Origin of the sequence: Citrobacter sp. RHB21-C05 (genome assembly GCF_013889015.1) — a bacterium.
Lineage (GTDB): Bacteria > Pseudomonadota > Gammaproteobacteria > Enterobacterales > Enterobacteriaceae > Citrobacter_A > Citrobacter_A sedlakii.
The window spans coordinates 2,936,208-2,955,041 of the sequence record NZ_CP057611.1 but is presented as its reverse complement, the minus strand read 5'-3'; the positions used below and the strand labels follow the sequence as shown (position 1 = coordinate 2,955,041).

The 18,834-nt window shown below is 53.7% G+C and carries 20 protein-coding genes; 8 read left to right on the top strand and 12 right to left on the bottom strand.

The features are described from left to right. The first annotated feature begins 40 nt into the window (after nucleotides 1-40). Nucleotides 41-1,009 carry a DNA-binding protein YbiB gene (gene ybiB / locus HVX72_RS14225; RefSeq protein WP_060569908.1) on the top strand — a complete coding sequence of 323 codons (969 nt, stop codon included), beginning with the start codon at nucleotides 41-43 and terminating at the stop codon, nucleotides 1,007-1,009. Nucleotides 1,010-1,125: 116 nt separating this feature from the next. Here the strand turns inward: ybiB and ybiJ are convergent, their stop codons facing one another. From ybiJ to mcbA, 3 genes are all read right to left on the bottom strand, one after another. Next, nucleotides 1,126-1,386 (bottom strand): DUF1471 family protein YbiJ, encoded by a 261-nt coding sequence (gene ybiJ / locus HVX72_RS14220; RefSeq protein ID WP_042285065.1) that lies wholly within the window; start codon nucleotides 1,384-1,386, stop codon nucleotides 1,126-1,128. A 285-nt stretch (nucleotides 1,387-1,671) separates the two neighbouring features. Next, entirely contained in the window at nucleotides 1,672-1,938 is a 267-nt protein-coding gene (locus HVX72_RS14215) for a DksA/TraR family C4-type zinc finger protein (RefSeq protein ID WP_042285063.1), read from the bottom strand. A 112-nt stretch (nucleotides 1,939-2,050) separates the two neighbouring features. Then, nucleotides 2,051-2,311 (bottom strand): DUF1471 family periplasmic protein McbA, encoded by a 261-nt coding sequence (gene mcbA, locus HVX72_RS14210; protein WP_181821700.1) that lies wholly within the window; start codon nucleotides 2,309-2,311, stop codon nucleotides 2,051-2,053. A gap of 284 nt (nucleotides 2,312-2,595) precedes the next feature. On the opposite strand from mcbA, the gene rlmF reads away from it, so the two are divergent. Beyond that, nucleotides 2,596-3,522 (top strand): 23S rRNA (adenine(1618)-N(6))-methyltransferase RlmF, encoded by a 927-nt coding sequence (rlmF, locus tag HVX72_RS14205; protein WP_042285059.1) that lies wholly within the window; start codon nucleotides 2,596-2,598, stop codon nucleotides 3,520-3,522. Here the strand turns inward: rlmF and ybiO are convergent. From ybiO to rhtA, 6 genes are all read right to left on the bottom strand, one after another. Beyond that, on the bottom strand, nucleotides 3,519-5,759 hold the full coding sequence (gene ybiO / locus HVX72_RS14200) for a mechanosensitive channel protein (protein WP_181821698.1): 2,241 nt from the start codon (nucleotides 5,757-5,759) through the stop codon (nucleotides 3,519-3,521). The genes rlmF and ybiO overlap by 4 nt on opposite strands. A gap of 117 nt (nucleotides 5,760-5,876) precedes the next feature. Next, the gene (gene glnQ / locus HVX72_RS14195; RefSeq protein ID WP_181821696.1) at nucleotides 5,877-6,599 is read right to left on the bottom strand and encodes a glutamine ABC transporter ATP-binding protein GlnQ; all 723 of its coding nucleotides are present in this window, start codon (nucleotides 6,597-6,599) and stop codon (nucleotides 5,877-5,879) included. After that, the gene (gene glnP / locus HVX72_RS14190; protein WP_042285051.1) at nucleotides 6,596-7,255 is read right to left on the bottom strand and encodes a glutamine ABC transporter permease GlnP; all 660 of its coding nucleotides are present in this window, start codon (nucleotides 7,253-7,255) and stop codon (nucleotides 6,596-6,598) included. Before glnP ends, glnQ begins: the two co-directional genes overlap by 4 nt. Before the next feature lie 105 nt (nucleotides 7,256-7,360). Further along, complete coding sequence (gene glnH / locus HVX72_RS14185) at nucleotides 7,361-8,107, bottom strand: glutamine ABC transporter substrate-binding protein GlnH (protein WP_042285049.1); 747 nt, start codon at nucleotides 8,105-8,107, stop codon at nucleotides 7,361-7,363. Nucleotides 8,108-8,471: 364 nt separating this feature from the next. Further along, entirely contained in the window at nucleotides 8,472-8,975 is a 504-nt protein-coding gene (dps, locus tag HVX72_RS14180; RefSeq protein ID WP_042285046.1) for a DNA starvation/stationary phase protection protein Dps, read from the bottom strand. Between the two features lie 309 nt (nucleotides 8,976-9,284). Continuing rightward, the gene (gene rhtA, locus HVX72_RS14175; protein ID WP_042285043.1) at nucleotides 9,285-10,172 is read right to left on the bottom strand and encodes a threonine/homoserine exporter RhtA; all 888 of its coding nucleotides are present in this window, start codon (nucleotides 10,170-10,172) and stop codon (nucleotides 9,285-9,287) included. A 412-nt stretch (nucleotides 10,173-10,584) separates the two neighbouring features. On the opposite strand from rhtA, the gene ompX reads away from it, so the two are divergent. Further along, nucleotides 10,585-11,100 carry an outer membrane protein OmpX gene (ompX, locus tag HVX72_RS14170; RefSeq protein ID WP_042285041.1) on the top strand — a complete coding sequence of 172 codons (516 nt, stop codon included), beginning with the start codon at nucleotides 10,585-10,587 and terminating at the stop codon, nucleotides 11,098-11,100. A gap of 58 nt (nucleotides 11,101-11,158) precedes the next feature. Here ompX and HVX72_RS14165 read toward each other — a convergent pair whose 3' ends face one another. Continuing rightward, nucleotides 11,159-12,739, bottom strand: a complete 1,581-nt coding sequence (locus HVX72_RS14165) for a phosphoethanolamine transferase (RefSeq protein WP_042286193.1) — start codon at nucleotides 12,737-12,739, stop codon at nucleotides 11,159-11,161. Between the two features lie 277 nt (nucleotides 12,740-13,016). Further along, a complete protein-coding gene (gene mntS, locus HVX72_RS14160; protein ID WP_072014953.1) occupies nucleotides 13,017-13,145 on the bottom strand; it encodes a manganase accumulation protein MntS in 129 nt (42 codons plus the stop codon). A gap of 186 nt (nucleotides 13,146-13,331) precedes the next feature. On the opposite strand from mntS, the gene mntR reads away from it, so the two are divergent. Continuing rightward, on the top strand, nucleotides 13,332-13,805 hold the full coding sequence (mntR, locus tag HVX72_RS14155) for a manganese-binding transcriptional regulator MntR (protein WP_042285036.1): 474 nt from the start codon (nucleotides 13,332-13,334) through the stop codon (nucleotides 13,803-13,805). Next, a complete protein-coding gene (locus HVX72_RS14150; RefSeq protein ID WP_181821694.1) occupies nucleotides 13,802-14,911 on the top strand; it encodes an anion transporter in 1,110 nt (369 codons plus the stop codon). The genes mntR and HVX72_RS14150 overlap by 4 nt, the downstream gene beginning before the upstream one ends. Before the next feature lie 101 nt (nucleotides 14,912-15,012). Here the strand turns inward: HVX72_RS14150 and ldtB are convergent, their stop codons facing one another. Further along, entirely contained in the window at nucleotides 15,013-15,933 is a 921-nt protein-coding gene (gene ldtB, locus HVX72_RS14145; RefSeq protein ID WP_042285033.1) for a L,D-transpeptidase, read from the bottom strand. 218 nt (nucleotides 15,934-16,151) lie between these two features. On the opposite strand from ldtB, the gene HVX72_RS14140 reads away from it, so the two are divergent. The 3 genes from HVX72_RS14140 (at nucleotide 16,152) to HVX72_RS22225 (ending at nucleotide 18,780) form a co-directional block, all read left to right on the top strand. Next, a complete protein-coding gene (locus HVX72_RS14140; protein WP_042285031.1) occupies nucleotides 16,152-17,744 on the top strand; it encodes an ABC-F family ATPase in 1,593 nt (530 codons plus the stop codon). Nucleotides 17,745-17,925: 181 nt separating this feature from the next. Then, nucleotides 17,926-18,360, top strand: coding sequence for a hypothetical protein (locus HVX72_RS22230; protein ID WP_233459103.1), 435 nt, complete (start codon nucleotides 17,926-17,928; stop codon nucleotides 18,358-18,360). Nucleotides 18,361-18,441: 81 nt separating this feature from the next. Then, nucleotides 18,442-18,780: a DUF4019 domain-containing protein gene (locus tag HVX72_RS22225; protein WP_233459104.1), complete on the top strand. Its 339-nt coding sequence runs from the start codon at nucleotides 18,442-18,444 to the stop codon at nucleotides 18,778-18,780. The last annotated feature ends 54 nt before the right edge of the window (nucleotides 18,781-18,834 follow it).

Genomic DNA, 18,834 nt, shown 5'->3' with positions numbered 1-18,834 from the left:
AAGGGCTATATTGTTAAAAAAATGTCACAGGGGAGACATCATGGATTATCGCAGCATCATTAAAGAGATTGGCCGGGGGAAAAATCACGCCCGCGATCTGGACCAGGACACGGCGCGCGGCCTGTATAGTCGGATGCTAAACGGCGAAGTGCCTGAGCTGGAAATGGGCGGTATTCTGATCGCGCTGCGCATCAAAGGGGAAGGTGAGGCGGAAATGCGCGGATTCTATGAGGCAATGCAGCATCATACGATTACGCTCACCCCGCCCGTTGCGAAACCGATGCCGATTGTTATTCCCAGCTATAACGGCGCGCGTAAACAGGCCAATCTGACGCCGCTGCTGGCGATACTGTTGCATAAACTGGGCTTCCCGGTGGTGGTTCACGGCGTCAGTGAAGATCCCACGCGTGTCCTGACGGAAACGATTTTCGAACTGATGGGCATTCCGCCGACGCGTCATGCCGGGCAGGCGCAGGCAAAACTGGATGGTCACCAGCCGGTATTTATTCCGGTCGGGGCGCTGTGCCCGCCGCTGGAAACGCAGCTGGCGATGCGCTGGCGCTTAGGCGTTCGCAACAGCGCGCATACTCTTGCCAAGCTGGCAACGCCGTTCGCTGAAGACGCCGCGTTGCGTCTTTCCAGCGTCTCCCATCCCGAATATGTCCCCCGGGTGGCGAAGTTCTTCAGCGACATCGGCGGTCGCGGCCTGTTGATGCACGGTACGGAAGGGGAAGTGTATGCGAATCCGCAGCGCTGTCCGCAAATCAGCCTGATAGACGGCAGCGGCATTCGGGTGTTGCAGGAGCGCCAAAGCGATATCCCGGACGCGCCGGTGCCGCTGCCTGCGGCAAAAGATCCGCAAACCACCGCGCGCTGGATCGAACGTTGTCTTGCCGGAAGTGAACCGGTTCCGGCGTCAATAAAGCGCCAGATGGCGTGCTGTCTGGTGGCGACCGCTGAAGTTGAAACGCTGGAAGAAGGCCTGGCTCGGGTGAATCAGTCGTTTTAAGCGACGGCGAAAACGGATAAAAAAAAGCCCGTCCAGTGGCGGACGGGCAAACAAGGGTAACAATGGTTCAATGAGGGTTGGAGCAGTGTGTCTGTCGGCAAACAGACGGGGTGAAATTATTTATAGATAACAGCGGTGCCGCTCATTTTGTTGTTGTTGGTGGCGGAGGTAATGCTGTATCCGCTGGCGCCCGCAGCGGTCGCTTTTTCAGCCAGTTTCGCTTCCAGGCCGTCCAGCGTGGTTGCGCCATCCGCAGACACTACACCGATTTTATTCATGCTTTGGGCCTGTGCAGCAGTAACGGGTTCGGCCGCGAAGGCGCCAAAAGAGAGTGTGGACAGGGCAACAGCAGCAATAGCGTATTTGATGTTTTTCATTATTAATCTCTCGCAGGTTATTCTTTAAGGAAGACGATGTTCCGTCGATGTGATGAGTATCACGGTTTTTGGCGAGAGAGAAAATCGAATAGAATTGACCGCCTTCATCAAATAAATTGAATGAAAAATAACTTATTGATTATTAATTAATTCATGGCATGAATTTACGCTTCTTCGCAGTCGGCTTTACAGTAGCGTGATTAACGGCACGTTTTGCCACGCAGACTGCGTTTTAACGTGAGTGTAAGCGAAACGGCAAATTCTACAGATCCAGGTAAAGAAAAGTCAGCGTAACTGGCTGTCTTTGGAGCCTCTGCGATTATATCCTGCATATGTTGCATTATGTAAATCTTTCTCCCGTTGACAGGCGAGGCATAGCCGCACGCCGGGTATCGCCTGGCGTCGTGCTTCAGGGATGGGATCACCGCATTCTGCACATTCATACAGACTATCACCACGCGGAATTTCACCGCGTACGCGGGCAACGGCATCTTCAATCGTACTGTTGATCTGTTCGTTTACGGCGTCATCATTAGCCCAACCGGAGGCCATAGCGTGTTCTCCTTATGATAGATGGATAATTAAGTATAACGGGTCTGCGGATTCGCAGGGTATCAGCCCGAAAGACGCATGCGCCATCGGGCCGGAGGAGATAAAAGGAAGGTTATTTATAGATCGTGGCCGTGCCATACATCTGATTTTTACCGCCTGCGGAATTAACGACGAAGCCGGTTGCGCCTTGCTCCTTCGCTTTTTCCGCCAGTTTGTCTTCCAGTTCGCTCAGGTTGGTTGCGCCGGTGGCGGAAACGGTGCCCGATGCGCGCAACTGTCCGGCATCCGGACTGCTCAGAGGCTGTGCGGCTGACGCCGCGGACGTTATACCGGCAAACGCGGTGGCGAGGAGGAAGGCGAGGCATTTTTTCATGATGCGCTCCTTGGTGAAACAACGTGTTGTGCCTCCTAAGTGTAGGTCGCCACAGTCGCGGCAACAGCGGAAAAAATTGATGAAGATATGCTCAATTTTTGAACGATAATAATTGACGTATTTTTACAAATCAATGACATACATCATGCTGATTTTCTGAGGATTTGAGCGATGCCCGTCACAGGACGACGCTGATCAGGTCATTTGAACGGGTTTTCGCTTTGCACAGGTTTACCACATTGCGTTATGCGGGTATCTTACGCCGCTGTTAAAAGGAGAAAGCTATGGCCCCCCAGAAACCGGGATTACACCCGCGTAACCGTCACCACAGTCGCTACGATCTGACCGCGCTCTGTAAAGTCACGCCTGAGCTGACGCAGTTTCTGACCCGAACACCCGCGGGCGAACAAAGCGTCGATTTCGCCAATCCGCAGGCGGTCAAAGCGTTGAATAAAGCGCTGCTGGCCCATTACTACGGGGTGGCGAACTGGGATATCCCTGACGGTTTTTTATGCCCACCGGTACCGGGACGGGCGGATTACATCCATCACCTGGCCGATCTGCTGGCTGAAACCACGGGCAGCGTTCCCTCATCGGCCACGCTGCTTGATATCGGCGTGGGGGCAAACTGTATTTATCCGCTGATTGGCGTTCATGAATACGGCTGGCGCTTTACCGGTAGCGAGACCAACGATCGCGCCTTTGCCAGCGCACAGGCGATTATCAACGGCAACCCCGGACTGACGCGCGCAATACGTTTGCGTCGGCAGAAAACCGCTTCGGCTGTCTTTAACGGCGTTATCCATAAAAACGAGCAATACGATGCGACGCTGTGCAATCCACCGTTTCATGACTCTGCCGCCGCCGCGCGTGCGGGTAGCGAGCGTAAACGGCGTAACCTGGGGCAGGATAAAGACGACGCGCTGAACTTTGGCGGCCAGCAGCAGGAGCTGTGGTGTGAGGGAGGCGAAGTGGCGTTTATTAAAACCATGATTGCCGAAAGCCGGGCTTTTGGACGCCAGGTGATGTGGTTTACCACACTGGTGTCACGGGGGGAAAATCTGCCGCCGCTGTATCGGGCGCTGACGGATGTCGGCGCCGTCAGGGTGGTGAAAAAAGAGATGGCCCAGGGCAATAAGCAGAGCCGCTTTATCGCCTGGACCTTTATGGACGATGACCAGCGCCGCCGCTTTAACGCGCGTCAACGCTAAAGCGTCGGGGCGTTTGGCGGTAGCGGCGCGGAAGCGGTTTCTGCCGCCGGCGACATCGTCGGCGCAGGCAGGACCTGATACGTCTGCACGGGCGGGCGCACCCCGGCCAGGTCGAAATGTTTTTTCACCTGGCTGTCCAGCGCGAAGCGGACCGTCCACTGTTTTAGCGGCAGGGTCGTGAACGACACGCGCAGCGTAAAGGCGGTGTTGGTCAGCCCTACGATACCGGCAAAGGTCGGCTCACCGATGATCAGGCCCCGCACCTCCTCATTTTCCATCACCGCGTTAACCGCGTCTTTCAACGCCTGATTGGCTTTGTCGGCATCTTCCTGACGGTCCACGTCGTAGTTCGCCACCACCGAACCAATGCCGCGCACAAAGTTGGCGAAGGTCGTGATCGAGGACCAGGGAATAATATGATATGCCCCGGTGTCCTGCCGCACGCCAACCGAACGAATTGACATCCGCTCAACCGTTCCGGTCAGCGGCCCGATGGTGACCAGATCGCCGGTATTCATGCCATTTTCGAATTGAATAAACACGCCGGTAATAATATCTTTGACCAGCGTTTGCGACCCGAACGAAATCGCCAGTCCCAGCGCGCCGGCGCCTGCCAGCAGCGGAGCGATATTCACCCCGATCTCCGAAAGCACAATCATAATGGTGATGGTGCTGATGATCACCGCCAGCGCATTGCGAAACAGCGTCAGCAGCGTGCGGGTGCGCGCACTGGGTAACGGACGACCATGAATATCGGAGGCCAGACGGTTTTCGATTAGGCTGGCGAGAACGGTCCAGCCCACCGCCGAGAAGAACAGGATCAGCGCGATACGGATCAGGATATCCACCGTCTTTTCACCCGCGCCGTTGTGCAGCCAGTTCCAGAAGTCGAACAGTCCCCAGGCATTCAGCAACAGCATGATGGCGACGCACACCGTCAGGAAACGCGCCACTTTAAGCGCGGTGGACAGCCAGCCGTTCAGGCGCTTTTGCAGTTCAGGATAATTTCGCTGCGTGTGTGGAGAGAGGGTAATGGTTTTGGCGATCCAGCGAGAGAACATCCCCGACACGAAAGCGGCAATGGCGATGATGGCCAGACTGCGCACCGTTGCGCCCATCATAAATTTCAGGCTGTTCCCCGGATCGAACAGCGAAAAGAAAAACAGGACGATGAAATAGGCGCTTGCCAGCCAGTGCCACACCAGCGCAAAAGCGCGAATAAACAGGCTAAAAAAGGCCAGCGAACGATCGGCCAGGTTCAGCAGATGCCCGGTGATATCCTTTTTATTATGAAAGATCAGATACAGCGCCCACAGCGTTATGCACAGCATGATCGCCACGTTCGCCATCGCGCCGACCTGCACGTTGACCTGATTAGAAATAATGGGAACGGCGACGATCAGCCCATAACCAATCAAACTGCTCAACGAGCTTAACCGGCGGTTCCAGTACCGGGCATTGCTGTCCTGAATTGAAAACGGACGCAGCTCCGCCACTTTCGGGCAGAAGATCAGACGCAGTATCGCTTTAAAAAACTCAATCAGGGCAAAGGCATTGAGAAACAGACTCTGCTGAAACGCAATGGTGCGGCTTCCGGCGTTTAGCCTGTCGCTCAGTAACTGCCCGACAAATAGCGTCAGCGCCAGCAGCAGCAGATCGATAATAAAAGCCCCGACGATCATCGCCGGAAGCTGAAGCCAGTTGCGGCGCTCACGATTTTTCTTCCGCGCCCAGTTACCCATTTTGCGATACAGCGGAAGCGCGCACCGACGAATCAACCAGTAAAAGCTGAACACGGCGACCGCCAGCATCAGGAAGTGGGTGAGGGCGTTGGTGAACGTCTGGCTGTTAAAGGGTTTATGCGGTGCGTCGGTGATATTACGATAAAGCTGGGCGAAGCGCCCGGCGAAGGCCGCACCGTAGCGATGACTGATGTCGGTGATATTCTCCAGCACCGTTTTTTCTTCCACAACGGCAGGAGGAACGATTTTGGGGGGGGACTCAGGCGCGGATGTTGTGGCGGCGCTGCGCAACTGGCCAATGAGTTCCTTGCGCGACGCCTCATTTTCCAGCACATCGGCCAGAGCGGCATAAGCCGCTTTTTTTTGTTCAATGTCCGGCTCGGGCGCGGGCGTAGTTTTAGCATCTGCCGCCGGGCTGGCGGTCACGCCGGGAATCGTCACCGCATGGGCGGGCGCCCCCGCCAGACAAATGAGGACAAACAGGATCCACCGCATGACTCCTCCAATGAGAAAATTGTGCAAAACAATAAGTATAGTTGCTGGAGGGATGAGGTTTGGATTTGGGAGGAGTCGTAGAAAACCTCCCCTTCGGCGCGAAAGGGAGGCGAACCGTCAGGAAACGTGCTGCAAAAATTCCTGTAGACGCTGACTTGGCGGGTTTTCAATCAGCGCCTGCGGATTGCCGTCTTCGGCAATCCGGCCTTTGTCAATGAAGATAAGACGCGAGGCCACTTTTTCGGCAAAGCCGATTTCATGGGTTACGATGACCATGGTCATGCCTTCTTCCGCCAGATCCTGCATGACTTTCAGAACCTCGTGGCGCAACTCGGGGTCAAGCGCAGAGGTCGGCTCATCAAACAGCATCATTTTCGGCTTAACCGCCAGGGCGCGGGCAATCGCCACACGCTGCTGCTGCCCGCCTGAAAGCTCAGACGGATAGTGGTGCGCGCGTTCAGCAAGGCCGACCTTCGCCAACAGCGCTTTCGCCTGTTTTTCCGCCTCTTCTTTACGGGTGCCGCGCACGCGCAGCGGGCCGAACATGACGTTTTCCAGGGCGGTCAGATGAGGAAACAGGTAAAACTGCTGGAATACCATTCCCGCTTCCTGGCGAATCAGACGCTCGTCTACCTTCGGATCGTTGACCTTCAGGCCGTCAACGAACAGATCGCCGGAGGTGATCTCCTCCAGTTTATTAATGCAGCGTAACAGCGTGGATTTTCCGGAGCCTGACGGCCCGATAATCACCACCACTTCGCCCTGTTTGATGTTCAGATCGATATTATGCAGCACCTGGGTTGGGCCAAAGTGCTTGGAGACGTTTTTAAATTCAATCACAGGATTTTCATCCTTCTTTCCAGACTACGAAGCACGATGTTCAGAACCTGCGTGATGATGAGGTAAATCACGCCGACAGCGGTCCAGATTTCCAGCGCGCGGAAGTTGCCGGCGATGATCTCCTGGCCGCTGCGGGTCAGCTCAGCCGCCCCAATCACGATGAACAGCGAGGTGTCTTTAATGCTGATAATTAACTGGTTGCCAAGCGATGGCAGCATGCGGCGCAGCGCCAGCGGCATAATCACGTGACGAATGGTTTCGCGACGTGAAAGCCCGAGCGCCAGCCCAGCTTCGCTGAACCCTTTGTGGATCGACAAGACCGAACCGCGGGTAATTTCCGCGATGTACGCGCCGGAGTTAATCATGATGGTGATTACCGCCGCGCTAAAGGTGTCGATGCGCAGGTCCGGGAAGGCCATCGGCAGGGCGAAGTAGATGTACATCACCTGCACGACGATAGGCGTGCCGCGAATGATTTCGATAAACACAAGGGCGACGTGATTGGCGATCCAGCCGCCGTAAGTACGGGCTAACCCCGCCAGCAAACCAATGACGATCCCCCCGGCGAGGCCGAGGATCGAGATCCACAGGGTCATTTTGGCGCCCTGAAGCAGGATCGGAATGGCGGGCCAGATGGCGCTCCAGTCAAACTGCATATGTTATTCCTGTTACCGTGGTGAAAATAGCCGATCGTACGATGGCTAAAAGTGTAGGCCCGGCAAACGCTGCCGGGCGTTACAGAGCCTGGTTCTCAGGCTGTTTTATTTCGGTTCAGTACCGAACCATTTTTTGTAAATTTCGTTGTAAGTGCCGTTCTCACGCAGGGTTTTCAGCGCGCCGTTCACTTTTTCACGCAGATCGTCACTGCCTTTCGGGAACGCGATACCGTACTGCTGCGCTTCCAGAGACTCACCGACCGCCTTGAACTGGCCGTTGCCGGCGGTTTTGATGAAATAGAGGATGTTTGGCGTGTCGTGCAGAACCGCGTCCGCGCGATTGGTGCCCAGCTCCATATAGGCGTTATCGATATTCGGGAACTGGCGCAGATCTTTGGTTTTGATGTTCGCTTTCGCGTAGTCAACGGAGCCGGTGCCGCTCTTCACCGCCAGCACTTTACCGTCCAGATCTTTCACGCTTTTCACATCGTTGTTATTCGCTTTCACCATCACTAACAGGCCGCTTTTGTAGTAGCCGTCAGAGAAATCGATCGCTTTTTTACGCTCGTCGGTAATGGTGATGCCCGCCAGCGCCAGGTCGACGTTGCGGGTTTGCAGTGCCGGGATAATGCCGCTGAAATCCATCGGCTTCAGTTGATAGTCCAGCTTCAGCTCTTTCGCGACGGCAGCCCACAGATCCACATCAAAGCCAACGTATTTGTCACCCTGTTTGAATTCAAACGGAACGAACGCGGTGTCAGTCGCCACAATCAGTTTTTTTTCCGCCGCGTGAGAAGAGACGGCAAAAGCCAGGGTAAGTGCTGCCAGTGAAACGTTTAATAAAGACTTCATAGCATTTCCTTTTTTATCCACGGGGCGATCCCCTGCAAGAACAGTAAGCGTAATGAAAGATTCGTGCCAGTTTTGCAACCCCTTGTTTTAACAAGAGGCCGCAACGCAAGTTTGCACACGCAGCGTGGCAAGTGTCGCTTTTTGCACCAAAACGGGGCACTAAATGAGTGCATGACCGGAGTGGCGCTAGCAGTCTGCTTATTTAGCGTAAATATTGCTGTTAAAACAATCTTTCATTAACGATTGTGTGAGGTGATTATTACAATAAATTTACTTTATTGCGGCAGGGAGGCCGTGTGCTGCACTATAAAAGTGCAAAACCCCCGCCGAAGCGAGGGTTGTAGAGGTCTTACTTATGACGCGATTATTCGATGTTAGATTCGATAAACCACAGGAATTTGTCGAGATCGCGTGACGCGGCGGTGAAGATATCAGCGGTGTCTTCATCCTTCGCTTCGCCAATCGCTTTACGCACGTCGTTTGCCACGACAGCATAACGATCTGCCAGCTCCTTCAGGTGATCCTGAACGGTATGGATGTCCAGCGGATAGCTTTTTAGCGGGGTTTTGCTGTTGATAACCTGAGTCGTCCCTAAGGCAACGCCACCCAGTTGTACGGCACGTTCAGCCATAGTATCCAGATGATCGGTTAACGCAGTACGGAAGCCATCCAGCATTTCGTGTACGGCAATAAAATTAGCACCGCGCATGTTCCAGTGCGCCTGTTTCGTAATCAGAGACAGGTCGATAAACTGGATAACCTGACGATTCAGCAACTCAACCGTTGCTTTCTTATCGCTGTCGGAGACATCGTTGCGGGTATAAAGCAGATTGGACGCTTTTGTTTTTACCAATTTAGCGGTACTCATAATTTCATATCCTCTTGATGTTATGTCCCGGTAATTAACGAAACTAAGTATAGCACCGGTTATCGATCCTGCTTTTCTGGCTCTCCCTATCGCTTTAATAGCGCATTGCCATGTTCATCAGGAATTGCATTGCTATTCATAATGTTGCAAATGAAAAATTATTCCGTAAGGCCATAGCGATATTAACCTGAGTCCAGGAAAATCCTTGCAAATAAACATCGGTAAAACACATAGCGCCAGGGCGGAAAATAGCGTGGGTAAGCGGAAGGATATTCTGCATGGTTATGCAAACCATGCAGAAATGTAAAATTACTTTACGTCAACTTTTTTAATTTCAGTATCGCGTCGAATCGTTAACGTTGAACCCATAGAGGCGGCAATGATAGCCCCCAGCGCCAGCAACTGGATGACGGTCAGCGTTTCGCCGAGGAACACGATGCCGGCTACCGCCGCCAGCGCGGGCTCCATGCTCATCAACGTGCCAAACGTTCGTGTCGGCAGTCGGGTTAAGGCAATCATCTCCAGGGAGTAGGGGAGCGCAGTAGACAGCACCGCGACGGCCAGTCCCAGTGGGATTATCGACCAGTGCCAGAGCGCCTCGCCAGCCTGTGCTGCGCCGAGAGGAACAAACACAATGGCGGCAATCAGCGAGCCGACCGCGACCGTTGCCGGCCCGTGTTCCGCCCCGGCGCGCTGGCCGCTAAGAATATAGATAGCCCAGCAGGCGCCCGCGCCCAGCGCCAACGCTGCGCCTGTCAGGTCGACATGCGACACATCCTGACCCAGCGGCAGCAAAAACCATAGCCCGAGTACCGCCAGCACCACCCAGATGAAATCCACCGGACGTCGAGACGCGAACAGCGCCACGGCCAGCGGCCCCGTAAATTCCAGCGCAACCGCGATGCCGAGCGGCACCGTCTGAATCGACAGGTAAAAGAGATAATTCATCCCACCCAACGACAGCCCATAGAAAAGCAGCGGCAGCCGCTGTTCTTTCGCAAAGCGCAGACGCCAGGGTTTAAAAAAGGCAACCAGAATAAGTGTGCCCAGCGCCAGGCGCAGCGCGGTAACGCCCGGCGCGCCAACCAGAGGGAACAACGATTTTGCCAATGATGCGCCGCTCTGAATGGAGCACATCGCAATTAGCAGTACGACTATCGGCAACCAAACTGGGATTTTACGTGAAGACCCTGGCATCCTTTCTCCTGACACTGGACGGTAAAACACGCCATCGTGGAGCCTGGCAAAGAACCAGCCGCACGATGGGGCGCGTGATGTATAGAAAAGTAAAACAGGCAGTGTAATGGAATAAACCTTTAACGGTTGAGTCTTTGTTGAAAAATTTTTCGTGAAACGTCGTAGAATGAAAGGGTATTGATGAATTAATAAACTTTATGATTAGGAATAATCTGGATGAATGTCCGTTGTTATGCGCGTAATAATGTGCTGGATTTCCAGAAAAGTGATGTTATTTGAATAGGATAGCGGGTTGTGGAAATGTTTTGTTACATGAATTGACCCGTTAGACATCGCGAATCGCAAAGAGTTTCTCATCAATTTTTGATATATTTAAAACTTAGGACTTATTTGAAGCACATTTGAGGTGGTTATGAAAAAAATTGCATGTCTTTCAGCACTGGCCGCTGTTCTGGCTTTCACTGCAGGTACCGCTTCTGCAGCAACTTCTACTGTTACCGGCGGTTACGCACAGAGCGATGCTCAGGGCGTAGCGAACAAAATGAACGGTTTCAACCTGAAGTATCGTTATGAGCAGGACAACAACCCGCTGGGCGTAATCGGTTCCTTCACTTACTCTGAAAAAGATCGTACTAACAGTGCGGGCGATTACAACAAATCCCAGTACTACAGCATCACCGCGGGTCCGGCTTACCGTCTGAACGACTGGGCAAGCATCTACGGTGTTGTGGGTGTTGGCTACGGTAAATTCCAGCAGACTAACTACCCTGGCTACAAAGATGACACCAGCGACTACGGCTTCACCTACGGTGCTGGCCTGCAGTTCAACCCGATCGAAAACGTAGCTCTGGACTTCTCCTACGAGCAGAGCCGTATTCGTAGCGTTGACGTTGGCACCTGGATCGCTGGCGTTGGTTACCGCTTCTAATCACTTCGGTGATATAAAAAATCCGCCTTTCGGGGCGGATTTTTTTTGCCTGTGCCGGTTACTTCGTCGAGAAAATGTCCGTCCCCAGATGGTTATAATCCACTTTCTGTAACTTGAAGTTGGTAATGTACACTGGCCCGGCCTTTTGCTCGGAGATAAAACGGTAGCGGGGTTTGATCTCCTTCGCGCGAATACCCGTCCACTGGGAGAAGAAAGCGAGAAAGTCGTTAGCCGAGCGCCGCGCTTTAATCACCTTATGCGCTTTGTCATCGCTGGAAAGCACCATAAACGGCACCTGGAAGTTTTGCTGGAACGCGTCATCGTGCGCCAGATACTGCACCTCTTTTCCGCGCTCCTTAAAGGCCAGTCCGTGATCGGAGAAATACACCAGCGAGAAACTGTCGCCGCTGTTGCGCAGTTGATCGTAGAGTTGACGAAGCAGGTCGTCGGTCTGCGTCATGGTATAAAGGTAGCAGGAGGTCTCTTTCGACTGTACAAACGTTGCGTATTTGCCAAGTGTCCGGTCGCAGGCCTGCGGATGTGAACCCATTAAATGCAGCACAATAAGCTGCGGCTGGGTGCGCTCGGTCGCCAGTACCTGAGCGGTCATTTTCAGCAGGGCGGTGTCCTGAGTGTTTTTGTCCGCTTCGAAGTCGCCGCTTTTCAGGAACTGAACTTCGTCTGCTCGCCTGGCGATGCTGGCGATGGCGGTATCGTACTCCCCGATTTGCCCCTGATTTGAGAACCACCAGGTCTGAAAGCCCGCGCGGTTCGCCAGCGTGACGAAGTTATCCTGGAACTGCGGTTTGTCCTCCACCACCCGATTAAGCGTAAGGCCCAGTGATTTTTGCGTGGAGCCGCTGGCGGCGACATAGTCGGTAAACAAATACCCGTTAACGCTGCTGGCAAACGGTGTGTTATCCCAATGTCCACCAAACGCGCCAAGCGCATCGCGACGGGCGCTTTCGCCTATCACCACCACGTAGGTGTGATATTTCGGCTTCACGGCGGTGACGGTCCATGTATCTTTCATGCTGGCAAGTTTCGCCATGCGCGCCTGTTCGTCAATCACCTCGTTATTGTTTACGATGACGTCTTTTGCAAAGCGGAACACCGGATAACCGGTATCTTTGAGCTTAAATACCCCGCCCCAGGCCAGGTTTTGCAGTGGCGCGACAAAAAATGCAACTACGCTGAACAGTAGGCAGAGGCTGTCAAACGTGTTCCAGCGCGCCTGCACTTCCTCTTTTTTGCGACGAACGGCAATAACGCCGAGCGCAAAAATAAACACGCCAACCAGATAGCTGTACCACGGGAAGATGGTCAGTATTTCCGTTGACTCTTCCATATTGGTGGAATGCAGCGCCAGCAGTGTATTAAAGTTCGGCGCGCCGTAAGCCTGGCCAAAAGGGAAATACATCGCCGCCACCAGCGAGCAGAGGCCAATCAGTCCTTTTTGTACTCGCGGCGCGGTACGCCACAGCAGAAGCAAAATGCAGGTAAAGGCCGTGGTATAGAGCAGACTAAACGGGTAGCCCAGCGCCAGGTTGATCAGCAGAGACTGTAATAAATAAAAGGCCGTCCACGGGCTCATTGCCCGGGTGCGCGTCAAAAGCGTCTCTTTGAGGGTTAAATTCATATGCCACTATCTAAAAAACGCCATGTGCTCACCCTGGCGCCAAGGGTCATCGCCTGCTGAGCGTGCGTTAAGAGGGGAAGAGGTCCGCATCTGCGAGCCGCAATATAGGCAGGGCTGCAAGAAGATAGAGCCTGTGAAACAGAAGGTCAACTGGCAGTATGAAATTGTTTTGCGAAGACGTTAGCAAATCCGACAAAAAGAAGGGGTATTCTGGCTGGCAGGTGAGTATAGCCGTCGAACATGACAGCAAGATGAAGCGGCGTACCGCGACGCCGCATTATTTTTTTGACGGGGTGTCCTGTTCCGGTTTGCTGCTAATCATATCGCACAGCATCGAGAGCAGCATTAACCGAACCTTAAAGGGAGAATGGCTGAACACGCTTAAGCACCTCTTGAACTCATTCATTGTGACCTCCTGACTGACCGATCCCCTCGATCCGTGAAGGGTGTCTGCATTACATACAGATATAGCACAGGCTATATTGTATAGCTATTGATAAAACGTTAATTTTTTGTGCCGGGGCAACTCTGGTTTACAATGAGCGCTCTCCAGAACGATGCGGTCAATGCGTCACAGGAATGAGGAAGCAGAATGAGTCGTCGCGCAGGTACGCCAACAACGAAAAAAGTGACGCAGTTAGTGAACGTTGAGGAACACGTCGAAGGGTTTCGCCAGGTCAGAGAGGCTCACCGTCGCGAACTGATTGACGACTATGTGGAGCTAATCTCCGATCTGATCATTGAGGTCGGCGAAGCGCGTCAGGTCGATATGGCGGCGCGTCTTGGGGTTTCCCAGCCTACGGTGGCGAAAATGCTGAAACGCCTGGCGTCGGTAGGACTGATCGAAATGATCCCCTGGCGCGGCGTCTTTTTAACGCCGGAAGGGGAAAAGCTGGCGCAGGAAAGCCGCGAACGGCATCAAATCGTTGAAAACTTCCTGCTGGTGCTGGGGGTGAGTCCGGAGATTGCCCGGCGTGACGCGGAGGGGATGGAGCACCACGTCAGCCAGGAGACGCTGGACGCATTTCGCGCGTTTACGCAGCAGCATGGAACAGCCTCTGAATGAACCTGCCTTTTTTTCGGGCGCTGAAACGCGACCGTTTTTTCCATCTCTTGCTCGTTGTGGGCGCGGGATTAAGTTTTTACGTGCCCTTCAGGCCGCAAAGCTGGGTCGCAGCGATTGACTGGCATACGATCGTTACCCTGAGCGGCCTGATGCTGCTTACAAAAGGCGTAGAGCTGAGCGGCTATTTCGATGTAGCAGGGCGGAAAATGACCCGACGGCTGGCGACAGAGCGCCGTCTGGCGATATTTATGGTGCTGGCCGCCGCGCTGCTTTCCACGTTTCTCACTAACGATGTCGCCTTGTTTATCGTTGTTCCGCTGACCATCACCCTTAAAAAGCTGTGCGCCATTCCGGTAAACCGACTGATTATCTTTGAAGCGCTGGCAGTCAACGCCGGTTCGCTGCTTACGCCTGTCGGCAACCCGCAAAACATCCTGATGTGGGGACGCAGCGGGCTTTCATTCGCCGCGTTTATCCTGCAGATGGCCCCGCTTGCTGCGGCGATGATGCTGACGTTGTTGGTACTATGCTGGTTCTGCTTTCCGAACAGACCGCTGGAATTTCACAGCGGAACGCGGTCGCCAGAATGGCAGCCGCGGCTGGTGTGGAGTTGTCTGGCGCTGTATCTCGTTTTTCTGACGGCGTTAGAGCTGAAACAGGCGCCCGTCGGGCTGGCGATTGTGGCGGTGGGTTTTTTGCTGCTGGCGCGTCGCGTGGTGCTGAGCGTGGACTGGACGCTGCTGTTGGTGTTTATGGCGATGTTCATAGACGTTCATTTGCTGACGCAGTTACCCCTGTTACAGGGGGCGTTAAATCATGTCAGCACGCTCTCTGAACCGGGACTGTGGCTGACGGCGATCGGCCTGTCGCAGGTTATCAGTAATGTGCCCGGCACCATCCTGCTGCTGAATTATGTGCCGCCGACGATGTTGCTGGCGTGGGCGGTGAACGTGGGCGGGTTTGGCCTGTTGCCTGGCTCGCTGGCGAATTTGATTGCCTTACGGATGGCGAATGACCGACGCATCTGGTGGCGCTTTCATCTTTATTCGCTGCCGATGCTGGTGTGGGCGGGACTGGTAGGATACGGGCTGCTGTTGGTGTTGTGATGGCCCGATGGCGCGGTGCTTATCGGGCCGACGATCTGACTCAGCAGGATGGGTAGGGCGTAAGCCGCTACTCAACGCTGGTCACTGATTAGTTCAGATGATTAGTTCAGACGAACCGGCATACCGGAGCGGTTTTCAATGGCCTGGGAGAGAACCGCCTGGTCAACGTCAGCCTGTTCGGTGATGCTCTTCACGCCCTTCGTCAGGGTGATCGGTACGATCTCTTCGCCTTCGAACTGCGCTTCGGTGGTAGACAGCGGATTATGTACCTCGATATAGCGGCTACCGTCTGGCTCGGTGGTGGCTTTGACCGGCTCATCGATAAACTGTACGCGGGTACCGACAGGCACGTTTTCGAACAGGAATTTAATGTCCTCGTTACGCAGACGTACGCAACCGTGGCTCACGCGCAGGCCGATGCCGAAGTTAGCGTTGGTGCCGTGGATCGCATACAGGCGACCAATGTATAGCGCGTAAAGACCCATCGGGTTATCCGGGCCAGCCGGTACGACAGCCGGCAGCGGTTCGCCCGCCGCGCGGTACTCGGCGTGCATTTTCGCGGTTGGCGTCCAGGTCGGGCCCGCTTTCTTACGTTCAACCTTTGTGGTCCAGTTGATCGGCGTATCTTTGCCTAACTGACCGATACCGATAGGCAGTACGATCACGGTATTGGTGCCTTTCGGATAGTAATACAGGCGCATTTCCGCGCTGTTAATGACGATGCCTTCATGCACGGTGTCCGGCAGGATCAACTGTTGCGGAATATTCAGCACCGTACCGCCTTTTGGCAGGAAGGTGTCCACGCCCGGGTTTGCTTCGAGCATGTTTGAAAGCCCCATCTGGTATTCAGCCGCAAAATATTCCAGCGGCTGGGTATTACCTTCCGGGATGGTGATAACCTGGTTTTGACCAATCAGACGGCTACCATCGGTTGGCAGCGGATAAGTCACGGCAGAAGCGGTACTGCAAAAGCCGACTACAGCGAGTGCCGCCGCGAAAAACGTTGTTAATTTCATATTCATGTTATGCGAGATTCAATGCCTGGCAGGCTGTTGGGTTGAGAATTCTGTAGTGTTGGGAGCGCATTATATGTGCATTCCCGCTAACAGGGAATTCGGATGTGTACGAAATCACATTTTTTTCCCCCGGTTTAACGCGTCGCCGTTTACCGCAGGGCGGGATCTTATTGAAGACTTGTGGCATAATGCGCGGTTTGTCACATCTTCTTTAGGATACGTCCGTGTTAGTTTCCAGTAACGTCACCATGCAGTTCGGCAGTAAGCCGCTGTTCGAAAACATTTCCGTCAAGTTTGGCGGCGGCAACCGTTACGGCCTGATTGGCGCCAACGGTAGCGGTAAATCCACCTTTATGAAGATCCTCGGCGGCGATCTTGAGCCGACGCTCGGCAACGTGTCTCTCGATCCCAACGAGCGGATCGGTAAACTGCGCCAGGATCAGTTTGCCTTTGAAGAATTTACGGTGCTTGATACCGTGATCATGGGTCACGGCGAGCTGTGGGAAGTGAAGCAGGAGCGCGATCGCATTTACGCGCTGCCTGAAATGAGCGAAGAAGACGGCTACAAGGTGGCCGATCTGGAAGTGAAGTATGGCGAGATGGACGGCTATTCCGCGGAAGCGCGCGCCGGTGAACTGCTGCTCGGCGTGGGTATTCCCGTAGAACAGCACTACGGCCCGATGAGCGAAGTCGCGCCAGGCTGGAAGCTGCGCGTGCTGCTGGCGCAGGCGCTGTTCTCCGATCCGGATATTCTGCTGCTCGACGAACCGACCAACAACCTGGATATCGATACCATCCGCTGGCTGGAACAGGTGCTCAACGACCGCGATAGCACCATGATCATCATTTCGCATGACCGTCACTTCCTGAATATGGTCTGCACTCACATGGCGGATCTGGACTACGGCGAACTGCGCGTGTATCCCGGCAACTACGATGAGTATATGACTGCCGCGACCCAGGCGCGTGAACGCCTGCTCGCCGATAATGCCAAGAAAAAAGCGCAAATTGCCGAGCTGCAGTCTTTTGTCAGCCGCTTTAGCGCTAACGCGTCAAAATCACGTCAGGCCACGTCCCGCGCCCGTCAGATTGATAAAATCAAACTCGACGAAGTCAAAGCGTCAAGCCGTCAGAACCCGTTCATCCGCTTCGAGCAGGACAAGAAACTGTTCCGTAACGCGCTGGAAGTGGAAGCCCTCAGCAAAGGGTTTGACAACGGTCCGCTGTTTAAAGGCGTTAACCTGCTTCTGGAAGTGGGCGAGAAGTTGGCGGTGCTCGGCACCAACGGCGTCGGTAAATCCACCCTGCTGAAAACGCTGGTCGGCGATCTGGAAGCGGACAACGGCACCGTGAAATGGTCTGAAAATGCGCGCATAGGGTATTACGCGCAGGATCACGAATATGAATTCGAAAACGATCTGACGGTGTTCGAATGGATGAGCCAGTGGAAACAGGAAGGCGACGATGAGCAGGCGGTGCGCAGCATTCTGGGGCGTCTGCTGTTCAGCCAGGACGATATCAAAAAGCCGGCAAAAGTGCTCTCCGGTGGCGAGAAGGGGCGGATGCTGTTTGGTAAGTTGATGATGCAGAAGCCTAATATTCTGATCATGGACGAACCGACGAACCACCTGGATATGGAGTCTATCGAGTCGCTCAATATGGCGCTGGAGATGTATCAGGGCACCCTGATCTTTGTTTCCCACGACCGCGAATTCGTTAGCTCGCTGGCGACCCGCGTGCTGGAAATTACGCCGGAACGCGTCATCGACTTTAGCGGAAGTTATGAAGACTACCTTCGCAGCAAAGGTATCGAATAGTTTTCCCGTTGTCTTTCACACGACAGGCGCAGCTAATGCGCCTGTCGCGCGAAATACAGAGAAATAAACCTTTAATCCCTGCTGTGGTGTTAATCTGAAAGCGTGTCACAAGTGATGAAATGTGACCGACATTCCGGCTAAGATGCTTCCCGTTTATTTTAACAAGGACAGGGAAGAAAGAATGAATCAGCCAGTAACGGTCTCTTTAGCTACGCTTAAAACACAGTTATTAAACCTGAATGCCAACAACGACAAGCCGTTTATTCTTCAGGAAGAGGGCAATGAAATCGTTGCCACATGGAATATTGTGGATGCCAAATGGCAGGAAATTTTAGGCAAAGCAGGTCTGAAGAAACAGTACGAACTACGGCTGTTTTTCGATGAACGCAAAAAACAGGTTCGCTATCGCGAGACATCCACCGACGTGGAATGGAATGCTAATGCTGGCGGTTTTACGTTTGGCAAGTCAGCGCATCTCGGTAAGCGACTGGAATTCTCTACGGGTAGTGCCTGGGGCGTCAAAGAAGATGGCAGCGTGGGCAAAATTTATGGTTATACATTTGTCTCAACAGAAATAATGGATCCCGTCTTCGACATCGTCCGTAATGCCGGTTAGCAGGTACAGGGCATTCTGGCAGACAAGAAAAAAAGAAAATATGTTGTCGCAGGCGTCATTGGCGCAATATTGCTCGCCGTCGTGGGTATCGCTTCAATCCTCTTCGTTTCGTTGGGTGGAGTTAAAGAGGCTGCCCGTGCGGAAATCGATCTGCTGCGCAATGAGCAATATGGTGAAGCCTGGCGGGCGAGCGCCCATGCTATTCAGCGGAAAATGACGGAAGAGGAATTCATTCAGGCGACGAAAGCCATTAACTTCTCTGAAATTGACGATTATTCATTTAATAGCATTAGCGTTGCCGACAATGTCGGAACCCTGTCGGGCAAAGTCACGTTCAGGAATGGCGCGCCGGGGGTGATTACCGTCACTATGTACAAAGAAAACGAACAGTGGAAACTGGCCGGGGTTTCCGTCAATTAAAAGCGTTCCGGTTTTCTTTCTGCGGGAAGAAAACCGGAATGATTGAGGGTAAGT

Excerpts from the sequence above, each read along its gene's own strand:
- glnH (WP_042285049.1), bottom strand. The coding sequence starts at position 8,107 with ATGAAGTCTTTATTAAACGTTTCACTGGCAGCACTTACCCTGGCTTTT.
- mntR (WP_042285036.1), top strand. The coding sequence starts at position 13,332 with ATGAGTCGTCGCGCAGGTACGCCAACAACGAAAAAAGTGACGCAGTTA.
- ybiO (WP_181821698.1), bottom strand. The coding sequence starts at position 5,759 with ATGCGGTGGATCCTGTTTGTCCTCATTTGTCTGGCGGGGGCGCCCGCC.
- HVX72_RS22230 (WP_233459103.1), top strand. The coding sequence starts at position 17,926 with ATGAATCAGCCAGTAACGGTCTCTTTAGCTACGCTTAAAACACAGTTA.
- ompX (WP_042285041.1), top strand. The coding sequence starts at position 10,585 with ATGAAAAAAATTGCATGTCTTTCAGCACTGGCCGCTGTTCTGGCTTTC.
- dps (WP_042285046.1), bottom strand. The coding sequence starts at position 8,975 with ATGAGTACCGCTAAATTGGTAAAAACAAAAGCGTCCAATCTGCTTTAT.
- HVX72_RS14150 (WP_181821694.1), top strand. The coding sequence starts at position 13,802 with ATGAACCTGCCTTTTTTTCGGGCGCTGAAACGCGACCGTTTTTTCCAT.
- ldtB (WP_042285033.1), bottom strand. The coding sequence starts at position 15,933 with ATGAATATGAAATTAACAACGTTTTTCGCGGCGGCACTCGCTGTAGTC.
- HVX72_RS14165 (WP_042286193.1), bottom strand. The coding sequence starts at position 12,739 with ATGAATTTAACCCTCAAAGAGACGCTTTTGACGCGCACCCGGGCAATG.
- rhtA (WP_042285043.1), bottom strand. The coding sequence starts at position 10,172 with ATGCCAGGGTCTTCACGTAAAATCCCAGTTTGGTTGCCGATAGTCGTA.
- glnP (WP_042285051.1), bottom strand. The coding sequence starts at position 7,255 with ATGCAGTTTGACTGGAGCGCCATCTGGCCCGCCATTCCGATCCTGCTT.
- HVX72_RS14215 (WP_042285063.1), bottom strand. The coding sequence starts at position 1,938 with ATGGCCTCCGGTTGGGCTAATGATGACGCCGTAAACGAACAGATCAAC.
- mntS (WP_072014953.1), bottom strand. The coding sequence starts at position 13,145 with ATGAATGAGTTCAAGAGGTGCTTAAGCGTGTTCAGCCATTCTCCCTTT.
- rlmF (WP_042285059.1), top strand. The coding sequence starts at position 2,596 with ATGGCCCCCCAGAAACCGGGATTACACCCGCGTAACCGTCACCACAGT.
- ybiB (WP_060569908.1), top strand. The coding sequence starts at position 41 with ATGGATTATCGCAGCATCATTAAAGAGATTGGCCGGGGGAAAAATCAC.
- ybiJ (WP_042285065.1), bottom strand. The coding sequence starts at position 1,386 with ATGAAAAACATCAAATACGCTATTGCTGCTGTTGCCCTGTCCACACTC.
- mcbA (WP_181821700.1), bottom strand. The coding sequence starts at position 2,311 with ATGAAAAAATGCCTCGCCTTCCTCCTCGCCACCGCGTTTGCCGGTATA.